The organism is Streptomyces sp. NPDC090798 (assembly GCF_044768965.1).
Classification (GTDB): Bacteria; Actinomycetota; Actinomycetes; order Streptomycetales; family Streptomycetaceae; genus Streptomyces.
Genome location: NZ_JBIVXA010000008.1, coordinates 146384 through 164636, shown reverse-complemented (window position 1 = coordinate 164636; position 18253 = coordinate 146384). Strand labels below are relative to the sequence as shown.

15 protein-coding genes are annotated in these 18253 nt (G+C 72.2%); 3 read left to right on the top strand and 12 right to left on the bottom strand.

The features are described from left to right. Nucleotides 1-117: 117 nt before the first annotated feature. The 5 genes from ACIQTP_RS19425 to ACIQTP_RS19405 form a co-directional block, all read right to left on the bottom strand. Nucleotides 118-741, bottom strand: coding sequence for a GntR family transcriptional regulator (locus tag ACIQTP_RS19425; RefSeq protein ID WP_054230749.1), 624 nt, complete (start codon nt 739-741; stop codon nt 118-120). Nucleotides 742-1337: 596 nt separating this feature from the next. Further along, complete coding sequence (gene sucB / locus ACIQTP_RS19420; RefSeq protein ID WP_403401267.1) at nt 1338-3131, bottom strand: 2-oxoglutarate dehydrogenase, E2 component, dihydrolipoamide succinyltransferase; 1794 nt, start codon at nt 3129-3131, stop codon at nt 1338-1340. Between the two features lie 91 nt (nt 3132-3222). Beyond that, nucleotides 3223-4611, bottom strand: a complete 1389-nt coding sequence (gene lpdA, locus ACIQTP_RS19415; RefSeq protein WP_403401266.1) for a dihydrolipoyl dehydrogenase — start codon at nt 4609-4611, stop codon at nt 3223-3225. A 447-nt stretch (nt 4612-5058) separates the two neighbouring features. After that, entirely contained in the window at nt 5059-6579 is a 1521-nt protein-coding gene (locus tag ACIQTP_RS19410) for a leucyl aminopeptidase (RefSeq protein ID WP_403401264.1), read from the bottom strand. A 253-nt stretch (nt 6580-6832) separates the two neighbouring features. Next, on the bottom strand, nt 6833-7615 hold the full coding sequence (locus tag ACIQTP_RS19405) for an adenosylcobinamide-GDP ribazoletransferase (RefSeq protein WP_403401262.1): 783 nt from the start codon (nt 7613-7615) through the stop codon (nt 6833-6835). An 85-nt stretch (nt 7616-7700) separates the two neighbouring features. Here ACIQTP_RS19405 and ACIQTP_RS19400 point away from each other — a divergent pair, with 85 nt between their 5' ends. After that, nucleotides 7701-8462: a hypothetical protein gene (locus tag ACIQTP_RS19400; protein ID WP_403401260.1), complete on the top strand. Its 762-nt coding sequence runs from the start codon at nt 7701-7703 to the stop codon at nt 8460-8462. On the opposite strand, the gene ACIQTP_RS19395 is transcribed toward ACIQTP_RS19400, so the two are convergent. The 3 genes from ACIQTP_RS19395 to cobT form a co-directional block, all read right to left on the bottom strand. Further along, the gene (locus ACIQTP_RS19395) at nt 8405-9136 is read right to left on the bottom strand and encodes a hypothetical protein (RefSeq protein WP_403401258.1); all 732 of its coding nucleotides are present in this window, start codon (nt 9134-9136) and stop codon (nt 8405-8407) included. The two genes, ACIQTP_RS19400 and ACIQTP_RS19395, sit on opposite strands and share 58 nt — an antisense overlap. A gap of 70 nt (nt 9137-9206) precedes the next feature. Then, a complete protein-coding gene (locus ACIQTP_RS19390) occupies nt 9207-11003 on the bottom strand; it encodes a phosphatidylglycerol lysyltransferase domain-containing protein (RefSeq protein WP_403401256.1) in 1797 nt (598 codons plus the stop codon). 399 nt (nt 11004-11402) lie between these two features. Beyond that, a complete protein-coding gene (cobT, locus tag ACIQTP_RS19385; RefSeq protein ID WP_403401254.1) occupies nt 11403-12491 on the bottom strand; it encodes a nicotinate-nucleotide--dimethylbenzimidazole phosphoribosyltransferase in 1089 nt (362 codons plus the stop codon). Nucleotides 12492-12642: 151 nt separating this feature from the next. Here cobT and ACIQTP_RS19380 point away from each other — a divergent pair, with 151 nt between their 5' ends. Next, nucleotides 12643-13707: a class I SAM-dependent methyltransferase gene (locus ACIQTP_RS19380; protein ID WP_403401252.1), complete on the top strand. Its 1065-nt coding sequence runs from the start codon at nt 12643-12645 to the stop codon at nt 13705-13707. Between the two features lie 27 nt (nt 13708-13734). Here ACIQTP_RS19380 and ACIQTP_RS19375 read toward each other — a convergent pair whose 3' ends face one another. Further along, nucleotides 13735-14934, bottom strand: a complete 1200-nt coding sequence (locus ACIQTP_RS19375; RefSeq protein ID WP_403401250.1) for a bifunctional adenosylcobinamide kinase/adenosylcobinamide-phosphate guanylyltransferase — start codon at nt 14932-14934, stop codon at nt 13735-13737. Between the two features lie 200 nt (nt 14935-15134). Here ACIQTP_RS19375 and ACIQTP_RS19370 point away from each other — a divergent pair, with 200 nt between their 5' ends. Further along, nucleotides 15135-15347, top strand: coding sequence for a hypothetical protein (locus ACIQTP_RS19370; protein ID WP_054231569.1), 213 nt, complete (start codon nt 15135-15137; stop codon nt 15345-15347). A gap of 80 nt (nt 15348-15427) precedes the next feature. Here ACIQTP_RS19370 and ACIQTP_RS19365 read toward each other — a convergent pair whose 3' ends face one another. The 3 genes from ACIQTP_RS19365 to ACIQTP_RS19355 all read right to left on the bottom strand — a co-directional run bounded on the left by ACIQTP_RS19365 (nt 15428) and on the right by ACIQTP_RS19355 (nt 18030). Then, nucleotides 15428-16519 carry a S1C family serine protease gene (locus ACIQTP_RS19365; RefSeq protein ID WP_403401248.1) on the bottom strand — a complete coding sequence of 364 codons (1092 nt, stop codon included), beginning with the start codon at nt 16517-16519 and terminating at the stop codon, nt 15428-15430. 99 nt (nt 16520-16618) lie between these two features. Continuing rightward, the gene (locus ACIQTP_RS19360) at nt 16619-17320 is read right to left on the bottom strand and encodes a class I SAM-dependent methyltransferase (protein ID WP_403401246.1); all 702 of its coding nucleotides are present in this window, start codon (nt 17318-17320) and stop codon (nt 16619-16621) included. Between the two features lie 83 nt (nt 17321-17403). Next, the gene (locus ACIQTP_RS19355; protein WP_403401244.1) at nt 17404-18030 is read right to left on the bottom strand and encodes a DUF3043 domain-containing protein; all 627 of its coding nucleotides are present in this window, start codon (nt 18028-18030) and stop codon (nt 17404-17406) included. Between the last annotated feature and the right edge of the window lie 223 nt (nt 18031-18253).

The window sequence follows — 18253 nt, the reverse complement described above, 5'->3', positions numbered from 1 at the left end:
GCGAAGGCGAAAACCTCTTCGTATCGCGAAAGTCGGCACGGGGTGCCTTGTCGACAGGCACCGGGTGCCTTGGATTCCCAGGGGTTTCCCAGGTGAGCGTGGGTGCGCTCGGCTGTGTCACGGGCGCGGCGCGCAGCCCAGCACGTGTGCCTTCACCAGGTCGGCGATCAGCGGGTCCCGGCGGCGGAAGGCGTCCACGAGCGCCTCGTGCTCCTCCGCGTACGACTGCTGGACGGTTCCCAGCCAGCGGATGGACAGGGCGGTGAAGACCTCGATGCCCAGGCCCTCCCAGGTGTGCAGGAGGACGGAGTTGCCCGCGGCGCGCACGAGTTCGCGGTGGAAGGCGACGGTGTGGCGGACCTGGCCGGTGCCGTCCGACAGCCGGTCGGCCTCGTACAACGCCGTGACGTGCGGCTCCAGGGCCGAGCAGTCCTGGGCGAGCCGCTCGGCCGCCAGCTCCGCCGCGATGGCCTCCAGACCGGCCCGTACGGGGTAGCTCTCCTCCAGGTCGGCGGCCGTCAGGTTGCGCACGCGCACACCCTTGTTGGGCGCCGACTCGATCAGCCGCAGCGACTCCAGTTCGCGCAGTGCCTCCCGCACCGGAGTCTGGCTGACCTCCAGCTCGGTCGCGATCCGCCGCTCGACGATCCGCTCACCCGGCTTCCAGCGCCCGCTGACGATCCCCTCCACGATGTGCTCGCGGATCTGTTCGCGCAGCGAGTGGACGACGGGCGCGGTCATGAGGGGCTCCTTCGCTGGGGGCGGGCCGGGCCCAAGGGCGTTTGACCTTTAGACAATAAGGCCGCATCCCCGTCGGAGAGAGGCGTACGGGGGCGCTTTCATGCAGGTGAGACGAGACTTACACGCTGTCAGAACGGCCGCGGACGTAAAGACCCGTACCGGGTGGGGGTCCGGAGGCGTCACGTCCGTGTCACCCCGAGATCCCGCGGGCCCGGCACGGTGTGTGGGCCGGCGCAGGGGTTTCGGCGCGGGGATTCCCACGGGGGGCTCCCGCGGACGCCCGGGGGCTGGCAAGGGCGGATGGGGACGGAAGCGGGGGTTCCGCTGGGCTCTGGCGGCCGGGCGGTCGTGGCCGTGGCGGCGTGCGGGCCGGGGACACGGGGTGGCCGCGCGGCCGAGTGCGACGCGGGCCCTCGGCACCTCGGCCGCCTCCGGCGGGGCGTGTGTCTTCGTCAAGCCGGACGGTGCGCAGAAGTTCGGCGCCTGGCGCTGTGGCCGGACAGCGCTCTGAAGCCGCCGTGACCTGTCCGCGCACACGCGAAGCCCCCGCCCGGAAGGTTCCGGACGGGGGCAGCGCGCAAGCGGGGCCGGGGCGGTTACAGCCCGAGCTCGACCTCGAACTCGCCCGCCTCCAGGATCGCCTTGACCGCGGTCAGGTAACGGGCCGCGTCGGCGCCGTCGACCAGACGGTGGTCGTAGGAGAGCGTCAGGTAGGTCATGTCGCGGACGCCGATGACCGTACCCTCCTGCGTCTCGATGACGGCCGGACGCTTGACCGTGGCACCGATGCCGAGGATCGCGACCTGGTTCGGCGGCACGATGATCGTGTCGAAGAGCGCGCCGCGCGAGCCGGTGTTGGAGACGGTGAAGGTCGCGCCGGACAGCTCGTCCGGAGTGATCTTGTTCGCCCGGACCTTGCCCGCCAGGTCGGCGGTGGCCTTGGCGATGCCGGCGATGTTCAGGTCGCCCGCGTGCTTGATGACCGGGGTCATCAGGCCCTTCTCCGAGTCCACCGCGATACCGATGTTCTCGGTGTCGAAGTAGGTGATCGTGCCCTCGTCCACGTTGATCCGGGCGTTGACGGCCGGGTGGGCCTTCAGCGCCTGGGCCGCCGCCTTCACGAAGAACGGCATCGGGGAGAGCTTGACGCCCTCGCGGGCCGCGAAGGAGTCCTTCGCCTGCGCGCGGAGCTTCATCAGGCGGGTGATGTCGACCTCGACGACCGAGGACAGCTGGGCCTGCTCGTGCAGGGCCTTCACCATGTTGTCGCCGATGACCTTGCGGATGCGGGTCATCTTGACGGTCTGACCGCGCAGCGGGGAGACCTCCAGGGTCGGCGCCTTCTTGGCCGCCTGGCCACCGGCAGTCACAGCGGCAGCGGCCGGAGCCGGGGCGGCCGCGGCGGCCTTCGCGGCCTCGGCGGCGGCGATGACGTCCTGCTTGCGGATACGACCGCCGACGCCGGTGCCCTTGACGGAGGCCAGGTCGACGTTGTTCTCCGCGGCGAGCTTGCGCACCAGCGGGGTCACGTACGCGCCGTCGTCACCGGCGGGCGCGGCGGGCGCCGGAACCGCGGCGACCGGCGCGGGGGCCGGAGCCGGCGTGGCGGGCGCGGCCGGGGCGGCGGCCTGGACCGGAGCCGGGGGCGCGACCGGGGCGGCCGGGGCCGGGGCGGGCGCCGGAGCCGCGGGGGCGGCCGGGGCCGGGGCGGCAGCGGCGGGGGCCGCAGCCGCGGGAGCCGGAGCGGCGGCCGGAGCCGCGCCCGGGGCACCGATGACGGCGAGCTTCGCGCCGACCTCGGCGGTCTCGTCCTCGCCCACCACGATCTCCAGCAGCACGCCGGCGACCGGCGCGGGGATCTCGGTGTCGACCTTGTCCGTGGAGACCTCGAGCAGCGGCTCGTCCTCCGCGACCTCCTCGCCGACCTCCTTCAGCCAGCGGGTGACGGTGCCCTCGGTGACCGACTCGCCCAGTGCGGGCAGCACGACGTCGGTACCGGAGGCGCCACCGGCCGGAGCGGCGGCGGGGGCCGCAGGGGCGGCGGGGGCCGGGGCCGCGGGGGCCTCGGCGACCGGGGCGGGCGCGGCCGGAGCCGGGGCCGGGGCGGCCACGGGCTCGGCGGCCGGAGCGGGGGCGGCGGCGGGCGCGCCCGTGCCGTCGTCGATGACGGCCAGCTCGGCGCCGACCTCGACCGTCTCGTCCTCGGCGACCTTGATGGAGGCGAGCACACCGGCGGCGGGGGAGGGGATCTCGGTGTCGACCTTGTCGGTCGACACCTCGAGCAGCGGCTCGTCGGCCTCGACGCGCTCGCCCTCGGCCTTCAGCCAGCGAGTGACAGTGCCCTCGGTGACGCTCTCACCGAGCGCCGGAAGGGTTACGGAAACCGCCATGGTTTCTGTTGCTCCTTACGAATGGTGCGGAAGTCTGTGGTCGTCGTCGCGCCCAGGGGCGACGCGGTGACTGAGATCAGCCGGGGACTGGTCAGTCGTGCGAGTGCAGCGGCTTGCCCGCGAGGGCCAGGTGGGCCTCGCCGAGCGCCTCGTTCTGCGTCGGGTGGGCGTGGATGAGCTGGGCGACCTCGGCGGGCAGCGCCTCCCAGTTGTAGATCAGCTGGGCTTCGCCGACCTGCTCGCCCATGCGGTCGCCGACCATGTGGACGCCGACCACGGCACCATCCTTCACCTGGACGAGCTTGATCTCGCCCGCAGTGTTGAGGATCTTGCTCTTGCCGTTGCCCGCGAGGTTGTACTTCAGGGCGACGACCTTGTCCGCGCCGTAGAGCTCCTTGGCCTTGGCCTCGGTGATGCCCACGGAGGCGACCTCGGGGTGGCAGTACGTCACCCGGGGCACGCCGTCGTAATCGATCGGAACGGTCTTGAGGCCGGCCAGACGCTCTGCCACCAGGATGCCCTCGGCGAAGCCGACGTGCGCGAGCTGGAGCGTCGGGACCAGGTCACCGACGGCGGAGATGGTCGGGACGTTCGTCCGCATGTACTCGTCGACCAGGACATAGCCGCGGTCCATCGCGACGCCCTGCTCCTCGTAGCCGAGACCGGCCGAGACCGGGCCGCGGCCGACGGCGACGAGCAGGACCTCGGCCTCGAACTCCTTGCCGTCGGCGAGGGTGACCTTGACACCGTTCTGGGTGTACTCGGCCTTCGAGAAGAAGGTGCCCAGGTTGAACTTGATGCCGCGCTTGCGGAACGCGCGCTCAAGAAGCTTGGAGGAGTTCTCGTCCTCGACCGGGACGAGGTGCTTGAGGCCCTCGATCACCGTCACGTCGGTGCCGAAGGACTTCCACGCGGAGGCGAACTCGACGCCGATGACGCCGCCGCCGAGCACGATCGCGGACTGCGGGACGCGGTCCAGGACCAGCGCGTGGTCGGAGGAGATGATCCGGTTGCCGTCGATCACCAGGCCCGGCAGCGACTTCGGCACGGAGCCGGTCGCGAGCAGCACGTGGCGGCCCTGGATGCGCCGGCCGTTCACGTCGACCGAGGTGGGGGAGGACAGTCGGCCCTCACCCTCGATGTACGTCACCTTGCGGGACGCGATGAGACCCTGCAGGCCCTTGTAGAGGCCCGAGATGACCCCGTCCTTGTACTTGTGGACGGCCGGGACGTCGATGCCCTCGAAGGTGGCCTTGACGCCGAACTGCTCGCTCTCGCGGGCCTGGTCGGCGATCTCGCCCGCGTGCAGCAGGGCCTTGGTGGGGATGCATCCCCGGTGCAGGCAGGTGCCTCCGACCTTGTCCTTCTCGATCAGGGCGACGTCCAGGCCCAGCTGCGCCCCGCGGAGCGCCGCGGCGTAACCGCCACTGCCACCGCCGAGGATCACTAGGTCGAAAACGGTGCTGGCGTCGTTCGCCACGTCACGTCCTCCATGCATGTGCGCCACGCCGGTCTCCAGTGACCGGTCGGCGGCTGGTGTCCGGCCGCTCTTCTTCGGCCCTGTGGTGGGGGCCCTGTCCTGCCGAGAACCCATCTTCGCACTTGTCCGGAGCGTTCGAGACGCCGGGCCGGTGTGTGAGAAGTCGCACTGTCCGAATACAGGGGGTACCTTCGCGCCCCGACAAGGACGCGGAGGTACCGCACGATCGGCCGCGAATCACCCGCGGCCGCGGAACACCCCTGGGGCCTGTCGTTCGGATCAGGCCCGGGCCGCGGGGTCCGGCACGCACAGCTGCGGCGTTGTCGTCGGTCGCCATGGCTCCGCCACGACTCCCTCCTCCCGCCTTGCGGCCGCACGCGCCGGACCCCGCTCACTGGCGTTGATCAGGCGCCGCGTCGTGAGGCGGCCTGATCCACACGACAGGTCCTAGCCGAGATCGCCCGCGGCGGTCAGCTCGGCGAGCCGCACCAGCGTCCGCACCGCCGACCCCGTACCGCCCTTCGGCGTGTAGCCGAACGGGCCGGACTCGTTGAACGCGGGCCCGGCGATGTCCAGGTGCGCCCACGTGATGCCCTCGCCCACGAACTCCTTCAGGAACAGACCGGCGACCAGGCCGCCGCCCATCCGCTCGCCCATGTTGGCGATGTCGGCGGTCGGGGAGTCCATCCCCTTGCGCAGGTGCTCCGGCAGCGGCATCGGCCAGGACTCCTCGCCGACCTCCTCCGCGGCCTCGACGATCGCCGTACGGAACGCGTCGTCGTTGGCCATCACGCCGAAGGTGCGGTTGCCGAGCGCGAGCACCATCGCTCCGGTCAGCGTCGCCACGTCGATGATCGCGTCCGGCTTCTCCTCGGACGCCTTCCACAGCGCGTCGGCGAGCACGAGGCGGCCCTCGGCGTCGGTGTTGAGGACCTCGACGGTCTTGCCGCTGTACATGCGCAGCACGTCACCGGGGCGGGTGGCGGACCCGGAGGGCATGTTCTCGGCGAGTGCCAGCCAGCCGGTGACGTTGACCTCGAGGCCGAGGCGCGCCGCGGCGACCACGGCGGCGAAGACCGCCGCCGCACCGCTCATGTCGCACTTCATCGTCTCGTTGTGCCCGGCGGGCTTGAGGGAGATGCCGCCCGAGTCGTAGGTGATGCCCTTGCCGACGAACGCGAGGTGCTTGGTCGCCTTCGAGGAGGTGTACGACAGCTTCACCAGGCGGGGAGCGGCGGCCGAGCCCGCGCCGACGCCGAGGATGCCGCCGAAGCCGCCCTTCTGGAGGGCCTTCTCGTCGAGCACCTGCACCTTGATGCCGTGCTCCTTGCCGGCGGCGGTGGCGACGGCGGCGAACGCCTCGGGGTAGAGGTCGTTCGGGGGGGTGTTGATGAGGTCGCGGGCGCGGTTGAGCTCCTCGGTCACGGCGATGGCGCGCGCGAGGGCCGCCTTGTACGCCGCGTCCCGGGGCTTGCCGCCGAGCAGGGTGACCTCGGCGAGCGGGGCCTTGGCGTTCTTCGCGTCCTTGCCGTTCTCCTTGTAGGCGTCGAAGGCGTACGCGCCGAGCGCCGCGCCCTCCGCCAGGACGCCCGCGTCCGCGGCGTCGGTGATCGGCAGGGCGAAGACGGCCTTCTTGGCACCGGCGAGCGCGCGGGCCGCGGCACCGGCCGCGCGGCGCAGCGCCTCGGCACTGAACGTGTCGTCCTTCTCCGGGACGGCTCCCAGCCCGACGGCCACGACGACGGGCGCCTTGAAGCCGGTCGGTGCGGGCAGCTTCGTCACCTCACCCTCGCCGCCGGATGCGCCGAGGGTCTCCAGGATTCCGGCGAGTGCGCCGTCGTACGCCTTGTCCACGGCCTCGGCGCCCGGTGCGACGACCGGGCCCTTGGCGCCCTTCGCGACACCGACGACGATCGCGTCGGCCCGCAGGCCGGACGCCGCGGCGGTGCTGAGAGTCAGAGCAGTCACTGTGGTGAGATCTCGCTTCCATTGATTTGCTGCGGCCGAGTAGGGATGGGTCGACCGGGCCCTGACGAATGACCCTAGATCCGGCCTCAGGGAGTGTCTTTACCTGGGTGGCACATAGTCGGGACGAGCCTACGCGCGCCGCCGGGTTTCGCTCATTCCTACGGGCGTTCACCTCCCGGCGACGTCATCTCCACGTCACACCTCTCACCTTTGGTGACCCGCGTCACACGCGTCGGGCGAGCGCGGGGGAAGTTCAGCCGAGGGAGAGCGCCACGAGGGCGGTGGTCGCCGCCGTCTCGGCGAGGCCGCCGAAGACATCGCCCGTGATGCCGCCGAAGCGGCGTGTGCAGTGACGCAGGAGCAGTTCGGCGGTCGCGCAGGCGGCGAGGACGGCCAGTGGGGCGCGTACGAGGCCGTACGTGCCGAGGAGCGCGCCGGCGCCGGCCGCCGCGACGGTGACGGCGAGGGTCACCAGCAGGGCGCCGCGCACGGGCACCGTGCCCGCGACGGCGGCACCCAGGCCCTCGGGGCGGGCCGGGGGCACCCCGGTGCGCGCGGCCAGGGTGAGGGCGAGACGGGCCGCGGTCGCCGAGACGACGGCCGCGAGCACACCCCGCGCCCACGAGGCCTCGTAGGCCTGGAAGAGCGCGGCGACCTGCGCCAGCAGCACGAAGAGCAGGGTGATCACGCCGAACGGGCCGATGTCGGACTGCTTCATGATGCGCAGCGCGTCCTCGGCGGCCTTGCCGCTGCCGAGGCCGTCCGCGGTGTCGGCGAGCCCGTCGAGATGCAGGCCACGGGTGAGCGCGGCCGGTACGGCGGCGGTGGCGACGGCGGCCAGCAGCGGGCCCGCGCCCATCGCGAGCAGCGTCACGCCTGTCAGGGCCGCGCCCGCCCCGACGACCAGCCCGGCGACGGGGGCGCACAGCATTCCGCCGCGCGCCGCCTCACGGTCCCAGCGGGTGACCGTGACGGGGAGCACGGTCAGAGTGCCGAAGGCGAAGCGGAGGCCGTCGGGGAGAGGGGTCCTGGACACCGGCGCAGGGTACCCGGCGAGAGGGCGGGCCGGCCGAGGACGGGTGCGGCGGCCGGGCACGAGAGCCGCGGATAAAGTGCGCAATATGGGTCATTGGTTGCAGAGGAACATCATCGAACCCGGAAAGCTGCCACTGCTGCTGGCACTCGCCTCCTTCGTGCTGACCTTTGTGATCACTCGTGTCATCGTCCGCCTCATCCGCGCGGGCAAGGGGCCGTTCGGCAACGTCAAGGCGGGCGGTCTGCACATCCACCACGTCGTGCCCGGTGTCGTCCTGACGGTGATCGGCGGCTTCGGCGCGGTATCCAGCTCCCGGCACGGCTTCGGCGCCTCCCTGTTCGCGGTCGTCTTCGGGATGGGCGCCGGGCTGGTGCTCGACGAGTTCGCGCTGATCCTGCACCTCGACGACGTGTACTGGAGCGAGGAGGGCCGCAAGAGCGTCGAGGTCGTCCTGGTCACGGCGGCCCTTGTCGGCCTGGTGCTCGGCGGGTTCCTGCCGTTCGGGGTCAACGACATGACCCAGGAGGAACTCCAGGACCGCGGCGGGGTCATCCTGAGCGTCGCCCTGAACTTCCTCTTCGCCCTGCTCGCCCTGAGCAAGGGCAAGGCCCGCATGGCGATCTTCGGCGTGATCGTCCCGTTCGTCGCCCTCATCGGCGCCGTCCGGCTGGCGCGTCCGGTCTCCCCGTGGGCCAAGCGCTTCTACCGCCGCAGGCCGCGCGCCCGGGCCAGGTCGATCCTGCGCGCCTACCACCACGACCGCCGCTGGTTCGGCCCGCGCCGCAAGCTTCAGGACTGGATCGGCGGAAAACCGGATCCCGTCCGGTCCCTGCCCGGCCGACGGTGACGGTGACGGTGACGGCGGCGGTAGCGTTGGCGGTGACGCAGGATCGAGATCCCGTACAGCACGAAGACCGCGGCGAGCGCGGCGATGTGCTCCTTGCCCGCGAGGTTCCCCTTGAACGCCACCTCGACCACCATCGCCGCGACCACCCCCCACCCCGTCCAGTACGCGCGATAGCGCCAGGCGACGAAGACGGCGAGGCCGACCACGGCCGCCGAGGGCCCGGTGTCCACGACCTGCGCGTCCGTCACGGGCAGCGCCAGCGGGTTGCCCGGGCTCAGTGAGATCGCCACGCGCGCGTAGAGCGTGCCGGCCAGCGTGGCGGCGTACGCGATGACGAGCATCCGCCACCAGCCCAGACAGATCTCGGCGATCCCGAACACGACGAGGAGTTGCAGCAGCGCGCCCCACACCGGCAGGTCGAGGGCCGGCACGAACAGGGAGAGCGGGGTGCGCAGCAGGGCGAGCCAGAGCGGCTCCTCGGCCCGTACGGAGCCGATGTCCTGCACGAACTGGAAGCCCCAGGACTGGTTCTGCACGAACTGGAGGAGGGCCGTCAGACAGACGGCCCCGAGCGTCACCGGCATCGCCCGCCAACGCTGTCTGGCGAGTGCCTCGCGCACGGTGACGTACAGCAGTCCCCATTCGGCGCGGGCGAGGCGGGCGAGGGTGTTCATGCAGCGGTCCCCATCTGTCCTGCTGTCCCGGTCCCCATCCGTCAGGCTCTCCCCGTCTGTCCGGCGGCCCTCATCGGTGCGACTCCAGGTGTCTGCGGTGCAGCCACTTCGGCAGTCCGGGTGCTTCGAGAAACCCCTCGGCGCGCGCGGCCGCGAGGCCGATGCGCAGCAGGTCCGCGCTCTTCTCGAAGAGCAGGAACCGGGGTTCCCAGATCGGCCGGTACTTGGCGTTGGCCCGGTACAGCGACTCGATCTGCCACCAGCGCGAGAAGAAGCTGAGCAGGGAACGCCACAGCCGCAGCACCGGCCCGGCACCGAGGCGGCCACCACGTTCGAAGACGGAACGGAACATGGCGAAGTTGAGCGAGACCTGGGTGATCCCGATTTCCTGGGCGCGGCGCAGGAGTTCGATCACCATGAACTCCATCAGCCCGTTCTCGGCGTCCCGGTCACGCCGCATCAGGTCGAGCGAGAGCCCCCGCGGCCCCCACGGCACGAAGGACAGCAGCGCTCGCAACTCGCCCTGCCCGTCCGTGCACTCCAGCATCACGCACTGCCCGTCGTCCGGGTCACCGAGCCGTCCCAGCGCCATGCTGAACCCGCGCTCGGTGGCCCCGTCCCGCCAGTCGTCGGCACGCCGCAGGAGGTACGCCATCTCGTCGGCCGGGATGTCATCGTGGCGGCGGATGCGCACCTCGTACCCGGCCCGCTTGACCCGGTTGTAGGCCTGCCGGACCGTGCGCATGGCGCGTCCGTCGAGGGTGAACTCGGCGGTCTCGACGATCGCCTCGTCACCGAGTTCGAGGGCGTCGAGCCCGTGCCGTGAGTAGACGGTCCCCGCCTCCTCGCTCGCTCCCATCACCGCCGGGATCCAGCCGTGCGCGCGGGCCTCGGCGAGCCAGGGCTCGATGGCGCCGGGCCACGCCTCCGGGTCGCCGATCGGGTCGCCCGAGGCCAGTGAGACGCCGCCGACGACGCGGTACGCGACCGCGGCCTTGCCGGTCGGCGACCAGATCGCGCTCTTCTCCCGGCGCAGCGCGAAGTAGCCCAGCGAGTCGCGGTCGCCGTGCCGGTCGAGCAGGGTGCGCAACCGTCTCTCGTCGTCCTCGGTGAGCGGGTCGACGGCGCGGCGGGAGCGGAAGGCGGCGTAGAGCACGGCGAGGACCAGCAGGGTGCTGAGCACGTTGATGGCGACGTTGACCCAGTTGGCGATCTCCAGGCCCTGGAAGCGGGAGTCGTCGGCGGCGACGGAGACCAGTCGCAGGGCGCCGTAGCGCCAGCGGTCCCAGAAGGTCGAACGGTAGGCGTCCTGGGCGCTGTTGGTGACCGTCACCAGCAACGCGGCGAGCAGGGAGGCGACGAGCAGTCCGCCGACGGCGACGGCCGCGGCGAGCTTGGGGTTCGACCGGTCGCCCTTCGCGTAGAACTCCCGGCGGCCGACGACGAGCGAGATGACGAAGGCGGCGGTCAGGGCGATCGAGACCCAGTTCTGGGCGTACTGGCGGATCTCCGGGAACGTCATCGCGACGGCGAACAGCATCAGGAACAGTCCGCTGAGCACGAAGTTGAGGATCCACGCGGCCCGTTTGCGGCGGCGCATCGTGATGGCCAGGAACATGGTGAACACACCCGACGCGAATCCTGCCGTCAGCAGGTACGGGGTGAAGAAGTTCTCGGTGTTGTGGCGCCGTACGTCCTGTCCGAGCGACACCCACGCGGCGCTCAGGAAGTTGATGAACGCGACGGCCCGCAAGTACCAGACCGCGAAGGCGGCGGCTCTGCGTGACGCGCCCGTGGACAGGTGGTCCCCTTCACCCTGACGGGCCGGGACCCGCTCCTGGTCAGCGGCAATTCGGGCATCTCCCATAAAGGGCGATGATATGGGGCGGGGTGCGTCGTGCGGGGGAGGGGCGGTGCGGGTGATGCGGGCCGGGGTTCTGTTGCGGGGTGGGCTTCCTCGACGGCCAGGGGTGGTCCTGTGCGTGCGGGTGGAAGGGGGCTGATCGCGCAGTTCCCCGCGCCCCTTGGTCCGGGCTGCGCCCCGATTCCCCGGCCGCGCGGAGTGCCTTGTCCGCGGGCCGGTGGGGGCTTGTCGCGCAGTTCCCCGCGCCCCCAGGGGTGGGGCTTCGCCCCACGTTCCCGTCCGCCCGAAGTTCTTCGGCTGCCGGCCGGTGGGGGCTTGTCGCGCAGTTCCCCGTCCTGAAGGGCCTCGGGGCGGACGGCGTTTGCGGGGGAGGGTGCGGGGCGCGGCCCCTGGCCGGGGGTGCTACTTCTCGTCCTGGTCGGAGGCCTCGGCGTCGGGCTCGGGGGTCGGGGTCTCCGGGAGTTCGGCGGAGAGGGCGGCGGCGGACTGGACGAGGGGGAGGGCGAGAAGGGCTCCCGCGCCCTCGCCGACCGTGACGCCGTGGTCGAGGAGGGGTTCGAGGGCCATACGGTCCAGGGCCTTCGCCTGGGCAGGCTCGCCGCTGTTCTGGCCGGCCAGCCACCAGTCCGGCGCCCGGAAGGCGACCCGCTGCCCCACGAGGGCGCACGCGGCCGAGACGACCCCGTCGAGGATCACCGGCATCTTCCGCACCGCGCACTGCAACAAGAACCCCGTCATCGCCGCGAGATCGGCGCCGCCCACCACCGCGAGCAGCTGCAGCTGATCCCCGAGCACCGGCCGGGCCCGCCGCAAGGCGTCCCGCACGGCCGCGCACTTGCGCATCCACGCGAGGTCGTCGATGGGCCGCCCGCCCCGCCCGGTGACCACGGACGCGTCGGTCCCGCACAGCGCGGCGACCAGTACGGCCGCCGCGGTGGTCCCGCCGACGCTCACATCGCCGAGCACCACCAGATCCGTACCGGAGTCCGCCTCCTCGTCCGCGACCGCGACCCCCGCCCGGAACGCGGCCTCCGCCTCCTCCAGGGTCAGCGCGTCCTCGACGTCGATCCGCCCCGACCCGCGCCGCACCCGATGCCCTGCGACCTCCGCGGGCAGCTCCTGCGGATCGCAGTCCAGCGCCATGTCGACGACCCGTACCGGCACGCCGAGCCGGCGCGCCAGCACCGCGGCGGGGCTCGCGCCCTCCAGGACCGCCCGCACCAACCGGTCGGCGGTGCCCGCGGGCCGCGCCGACACACCGAGTTCGGCGACCCCGTGGTCGCCCGCGAACAGCACCACACGCGGGTGCTCGATGGGCCGCACCGGCACCGCGGACTGCGCCGCCGCCAGCCACTCACCCAGTTCGTCGAGGCGGCCCAGCGCCCCGGGCGGCACGATCTGGCGCTCCCGGCGCGCCTCGGCGTCCCGGCGCACGCCTCCGTCGGGGCGCTCGATCAGATCGGTGAAGTCGTCGAGATTAAGCGAGCTCATTCGCCGAACAGTACCGGCAGCGATCGAACACGTCCGCGCCACGTCGTTGCACCCCGGATCACGATCCGCTACGTACCGTTTGTGTCGGATTGTCGTACGGCTCGCTCGCGCGCCCCGCCGTCCCCCCACCCTGCCGTCCCCAGGAGCGTCCATGCCCCCCACGCCACCCCCGAGCGCCGAGCGCCGCGCCGCCTACGCGGCCGAACTCGCCCAAGGCACCGACCGGTTCCACGAGCCGCGCCGGGAGGACTGTCCCTGGTGCGGCTCGAAGCGGCTGCGCACCCGGCTGCGGACGCCGGACCAGGTGCAGCGCAAGCCCGGCACGTTCGTCGTCGACGAGTGCGCGGACTGCTCCCACGCCTTCCAGAACCCCCGGCTCAGCGCGGAGGGACTGGCCTTCTACCACCGGGACTTCCACGAGGGCCTCGACGGCCTCACCGACCGGCTCCTCGGCGCCCGCGGCAGCAGAGGGCGCCACCGGGCCGCCGCCCGCGCGCTGCTCCGGCACGCCGAGCCGGAGAGCTGGCTCGACGTCGGCACCGGGCACGGACACTTCCCGGCCGTCGCCCGGGAGGTCCACCCGTACACGTCCTTCGACGGCCTCGACCCCACCCGGCGGGTCGAGAAGGCACGGGCGGCCGGGCACATCGAGGAGGCCCACCGCGGCCGGCTCACCGACCCGCGGATCACCGGGCGGCTGAGCGCCCGCTACGACGTCGTGAGCATGTTCCACCATCTGGAGCACACCCGCGACCCGCGCGAGGAGCTGCGCGCCGCCCTGACGGTCCTGCGGCCCGGCGGTCACCTCCTCGTCGAAGTGCCGGACCCCGACTGCGCGTTCGGCGCGCTGCTGGGCAGGTGGTGGGTGTCGTACGGCCAGCCGCGCCATCTGCACCTGATGCCGCTGTCCAACCTGCTGGGCGAACTGGAGTCCCTCGGCTGCGAGATCGTCGCGACGGACCGTCGCGAACCGCACATCCCCTACGACCTCGCCGGCGCCCTCGCGCTGGCCCTCGGCCGCGTCCTGCCCGATCTCGACGCCCCCTGGCGCCCCACCCCGCCGACCCCGCTCCACCGCGCCCTGCACACGGCGCTGTCCCGGGCGAGCGTCCCGCTGCTCGCCTCGGCCTCCGCCCTGGACCACGCGATGGCTCCGGTCTTCCGCCGCACCCGCTTCTCGAACGCCTTCCGGATCATCGCCCGCAGGCAATCCTGAGCCCTGGTCGGCCCCGGTCGGCCCCGGTCAGCCCCGCAGTGTCAGCGCCTGCCCCGCCACCACCAGCAGCACGTGCTCGCACTCCGCCGCGAACCCCGCGTTCAGGCGGCCGAGTTCGTCGCGGTAGCGGCGCCCGGAGGCGGTGGCGGGGACGATGCCGGAGCCGACCTCGTTGGAGACGGCGACGAGGGTGCGGCGCGTGTTGCGGACGGCGGAGGTGAGTTCCTCGACGCGGGCGCGCAGCGCGCGTTCGCCGCCGCCGGCCCACTCCGCGTCGTCCCACGCGTTCACGGAGTCCATCGCGTCCGTGAGCCAGAGGGAGAGGCAGTCGACGAGGAGAGGAGGACCGGGGCCCTCCAGGAGCGGCACCAGGTCGCAGGTCTCCACCGTGCGCCAGGAGCCGGGCCGCCGCTCACGGTGGGCGTGCACGCGCGACGCCCACTCGTCGTCCCCGCCCCGGGCCCCGCCCGTCGCCACGTACAGCACCCCGGGGAAGGACTCCAGACGCCGTTCCGCCTCCACCGACTTGCCCGAGCGCGCCCCGCCGAGCACCAGGGTGCGGCGCGGTACGTCGGGTACGTCCTCGTAGACGCCCACGTCCAGCGTGGTCCCGTCCGGTACCGCCCGCGCGCCCGCCGCCGCGAGCCGCCGCCGCAGTTCGGGGCCCGGCGGCACGTCGTGGTCGAGGTGGACCGCGATCACGTCCGTCGTCGGTCCGACGGCCCCGACCGCGCGCAGCTTCGCCAGGGCGTCCGGCCGCCCCACCACATCGGCGACCACCATGGCGTACGAGTCGCCGTTCTCGTCCAGTCCCGCGGGCGCCGCGCCCGGCGGCAGATACAGCAGCCGCTGTCCGTCCGGCCCGGTCACCGCGTACCCCGTGCCGGGCGAGTCCATCGGCACCGCCCGCACCCGGTGCCCGGTCAGCAGCGCCAGCTCGCTGCCGTCCGGAACCCGTACGGGCTGCGGCAGTCCCGCCGGCACCTCGACCGCGGGCCCGTCGTGCGGATGCGACAGCAGTACCTGCCGTACGCCGCCCAGCGAGTGCCCGGAGCGGGCCGCGGCGAACGCGGCGCCGGGCGTGAGGTCGAGCAGCAGCGTGCCGTCCACGAGCAGCGCGGTGGCCGCCCGCGCGTCCGCGCCGAGCGCACTCGCACAGGCCGCACAGGGACAGTCGGGACGGGGCAGGCCCTCGGGGGCGCCGGTGCCGAGCAGAGTCAGTTCCACGCCCTGATTTTCCCGTGTCGTGGTGGGCGGCGCGCGTTCGGGTACAGCACCCGGAGGGGCGCGGGGCCGTTCACGACCCGCGGCGCGTGCCGCGACTCGCGATCTTCTGTTCCGCGCCCGGCCGAGCGCCTAGGCTTCGGACGGGAGCCGGATCTTGTGCGGCTTCCGCTGTGCAGTGTGCTCATACCTGGGAGGCGTACATGGCGGCATGGACGTGGCGGTTCGAGAAGTCCGACGGGACAGAGGTCCAACCCGCGGTGCAGCCCGAGGAGTTCACCACGCAGGGCGATGCGGAGTCCTGGATCGGCGAGGTCTGGAAGGACCTCCTGGAGGGCGGCGCGGACCAGGTGTTCCTTTTCGAGGACAGCACGAAGATCTACGGGCCGATGAGCCTGCACGCCGAACCGGAGTAGGCCGACCGGGGTTGCCGGGACCGCTCCCGGCAACCCCGTTCGCCGTGCGTCAACCCCTCGCCGCCGCCTTCACCCGGTGCCTACTGCTCGCCCAGCCGCACGTCGACCGTCCGCTCGGTCGCGCCCCGGACGAACGTCACCCGGGTCCGCTGGCCCGGCTTGTCGGCCGCGAGCGCCTCGGCGAGCGAGGTGATGGTGGTGATGTCGTCCGTGCCGATCCGGGTGATGATGTCGCCGGGCCGGATGCCGGCCGTGTCGGCCGCGCTGCCGGGCTTCACCTGGACTACGGCGACACCCGCGGGAGTGTAGGTCTCGTCGAGCACCGTACGGCCGGTGACGCCGAGCGCGGCCCGTCCCGAGTCGGTGACCTTGCCGGTCCTGATGATCTGGTCGGCGATCGTCCGCACCATCGAGGCGGGGATCGCGAATCCGATACCGGGTGCCGTGCCGCCCCCGAAGGTCGGGTCCGTCGCGGCCAGTGTGGGAATGCCGATGACCTGCCCGTTCAGGCCGACGAGCGCGCCGCCGCTGTTGCCCGGGTTGATCGCGGCCGACGTCTGCACCATGTTGGCGATGGTGGCCCCCGTCCCGCCGCCGGTGCTGTCCTCGCTGACGGTGCGCCCGGTCGCCGACACGATGCCCTGGGTCACGCTGGACGACAGCCCGAGGGGTGAGCCCATCGCCAGCACGATCTGGCCGACCTCGACCTTCTCCGAGTTCCCGATGGTGGCCGCCTTCAGCCCGCTCGGCACCTTGTCCAGCTTGATGACGGCGAGATCCTGGCCCGGGTAGGTGTACACGAGCTTGGCCGTCAGCACGTTCTGGCTGTTGGCCGTCGTCACCCTGAACGTCTTCTCGTTCCCGACCACGTGCGCGTTGGTGACGATGTGTCCCTGGTCGTCGTACACCACCCCCGAGCCCAGTTCGTCGCTCGCCTGGATCTGCACCACCGAGGGCAGGACGTTCTTGATCACCTTCAGGTAGGCGTTCTGCAGGTCGTCGGCCGCGAGCGGGGCGACGGCCTGCGTCGTCCCGTCCTTCGTCCCGTCCCTCGTGCCGCCCTTCCTGGCCGGCGACCCGGCGTCGGAACAGCCGGAGAGCAGGGCGGCGGCGCAGACGAGGGCGGCTATGGGGAGCAGCGGACGCGACACGGGGACACGGGTGGCAGCCATGTCCCGAGTGTCCCTTTCGCGGCTCTCCCGTGGCTTGCGGTGCAGGGCCGAACAGGGGGTGGTCGGGCAGCGATCAGCCGTGTACGCCGCGGGGATGGATCAGCCGCGTACGCCGCAGAGATGCAGCAGGGCCGCCACCTGGCGATAGGGATCCGTCCGACCGGCCCGCTCCTCCGCGGCCAGGAGAGCCTCCACGTCCTCGGGGACGGGGGTCCCGTCGGGCGCCGTGTCCGTGAAGACCCGCACGCCGTACCAGGCGTGCAGCGCCGCCCCGATCCCCGCGAGCGTCGACGTCAGGGTGGCGAGCCGGTCCGCGCGGACGGCGAGGCCGAGCCGATTGACGTAGGCGTCCGTGTCGAACGCGGCCAGGGTCGCCGTCCAGTCCCCGGACAATCCCGGCCGTATGGCCAGCGCGTCGGCGTTGCGCACCAGCAGCGAGAGCAGCCCGCCCGGGGCCAGCATCCGCGCCAGCCCCGCGAGGAGCGGGTCCGGCTCCTCGACGTACATGAGTACGCCGTGGCACAGGACCACGTCGAAGCTGCCGGGCAGGAAGTGCACGCCCGTCTCGCGTCCGTCGCCCTCGATGAGCCGCACCCGGCTCCGGATGCCCTCGGGCTCGGCGGCCAGCGCCTCCCGGGCCACGGCGAGCATCGTCGCGTCCTGTTCGAGGCCGGTCACCTGATGCCCGGCCCGGGCCAGCCGCAGCGCCTGCGTGCCCTGGCCCATTCCGACGTCGAGCACCCGCAGCCGCTGTCCGACCGGGAACCGGCCGGCTATCTGCTCGTCGAGCTGCCGGGCCACCAGCTCCTGTCGTACGACATCACGCAGCCCGCCCAGCTTGCTCAGCCAGGCATCCGCCGCGCCTCCGGAGAACGATGTCGCGCTCAGGGCCGCTCTCCGCGCTTGACCTGCGGCTTCGGCAGCCGGAGGCGACGCATCTGGAGAGTGCGCATCAGCGCGTAGGCGACCGCGCCCTTCTTGGGCACGTCGGGGAAGCGGGCGGCCAGCTGCTTCTTCAGGCGGATCGCGATGCCGATCGAGTCGACCACGATCATCACGATCACCACGAGCCACAGCAGCAGCGCGATGTTCTGCAGCGAGCCCACCCGCACCATGCTCAGCACGAGGATGACCACGGCCATCGGCAGGAAGAACTCCGCGACACAGAAGCGCGAGTCCACGAAGTCGCGTGCGAACTTCCGCACCGGCCCCTTGTCACGGGCGGGCAGGAAGCGCTCGTCGCCGTTGGCCAGGGCCTGGCGCTGCTTCTCCATCTGGACACGACGCTCGTCGCGCTGCCGCTTGGCCGCCTCCTTGCGCGTCGTCGGCGTCTGGGCGACGCTGCGACGCTGGGTCTGGGCCTCACTGCGCTTGGGCGTGGGGCGGCCCTTGGGGGCCTGCGGGTCACGGGTCTGCTTGGAGTCGGTCACCTGCGCCTTGTCGGCGAGGGCCTTCTCTTCCTTGGCACGGCTACGGAACACAAAACCCAAGGGTACGGGGTGCGGCGGCATGGACGTCGTTCGAGTGGGGAACGATCCGGCAACACCGCGCGTCTGTAGTGGGACAGAGAGGACGTTGCGTACGGGTGGACCCCGAGTCCCACCTACTCCCTACGCCGGAGCGGTGCCGTACGCAGTCGTCCTTGGGGATGAGCGCATCCGTCCCCGAACAGTGCGGTAATGGATGCAGGGCCCGTACTGTGGGTTCTGTTGCAGTACCTGGAGCTGGAGTCCG

What these genes read in the sequence shown, in the direction of transcription:
- ACIQTP_RS19425 (WP_054230749.1), bottom strand. Translation starts at nt 741, where the DNA reads ATGACCGCGCCCGTCGTCCACTCGCTGCGCGAACAGATCCGCGAGCAC.
- sucB (WP_403401267.1), bottom strand. Translation starts at nt 3,131, where the DNA reads ATGGCGGTTTCCGTAACCCTTCCGGCGCTCGGTGAGAGCGTCACCGAG.
- ACIQTP_RS19400 (WP_403401260.1), top strand. Translation starts at nt 7,701, where the DNA reads ATGGGTCATTGGTTGCAGAGGAACATCATCGAACCCGGAAAGCTGCCA.
- ACIQTP_RS19395 (WP_403401258.1), bottom strand. Translation starts at nt 9,136, where the DNA reads ATGAACACCCTCGCCCGCCTCGCCCGCGCCGAATGGGGACTGCTGTAC.
- ACIQTP_RS19390 (WP_403401256.1), bottom strand. Translation starts at nt 11,003, where the DNA reads ATGGGAGATGCCCGAATTGCCGCTGACCAGGAGCGGGTCCCGGCCCGT.
- cobT (WP_403401254.1), bottom strand. Translation starts at nt 12,491, where the DNA reads ATGAGCTCGCTTAATCTCGACGACTTCACCGATCTGATCGAGCGCCCC.
- ACIQTP_RS19380 (WP_403401252.1), top strand. Translation starts at nt 12,643, where the DNA reads ATGCCCCCCACGCCACCCCCGAGCGCCGAGCGCCGCGCCGCCTACGCG.
- ACIQTP_RS19370 (WP_054231569.1), top strand. Translation starts at nt 15,135, where the DNA reads ATGGCGGCATGGACGTGGCGGTTCGAGAAGTCCGACGGGACAGAGGTC.
- ACIQTP_RS19365 (WP_403401248.1), bottom strand. Translation starts at nt 16,519, where the DNA reads ATGGCTGCCACCCGTGTCCCCGTGTCGCGTCCGCTGCTCCCCATAGCC.
- ACIQTP_RS19355 (WP_403401244.1), bottom strand. Translation starts at nt 18,030, where the DNA reads ATGCCGCCGCACCCCGTACCCTTGGGTTTTGTGTTCCGTAGCCGTGCC.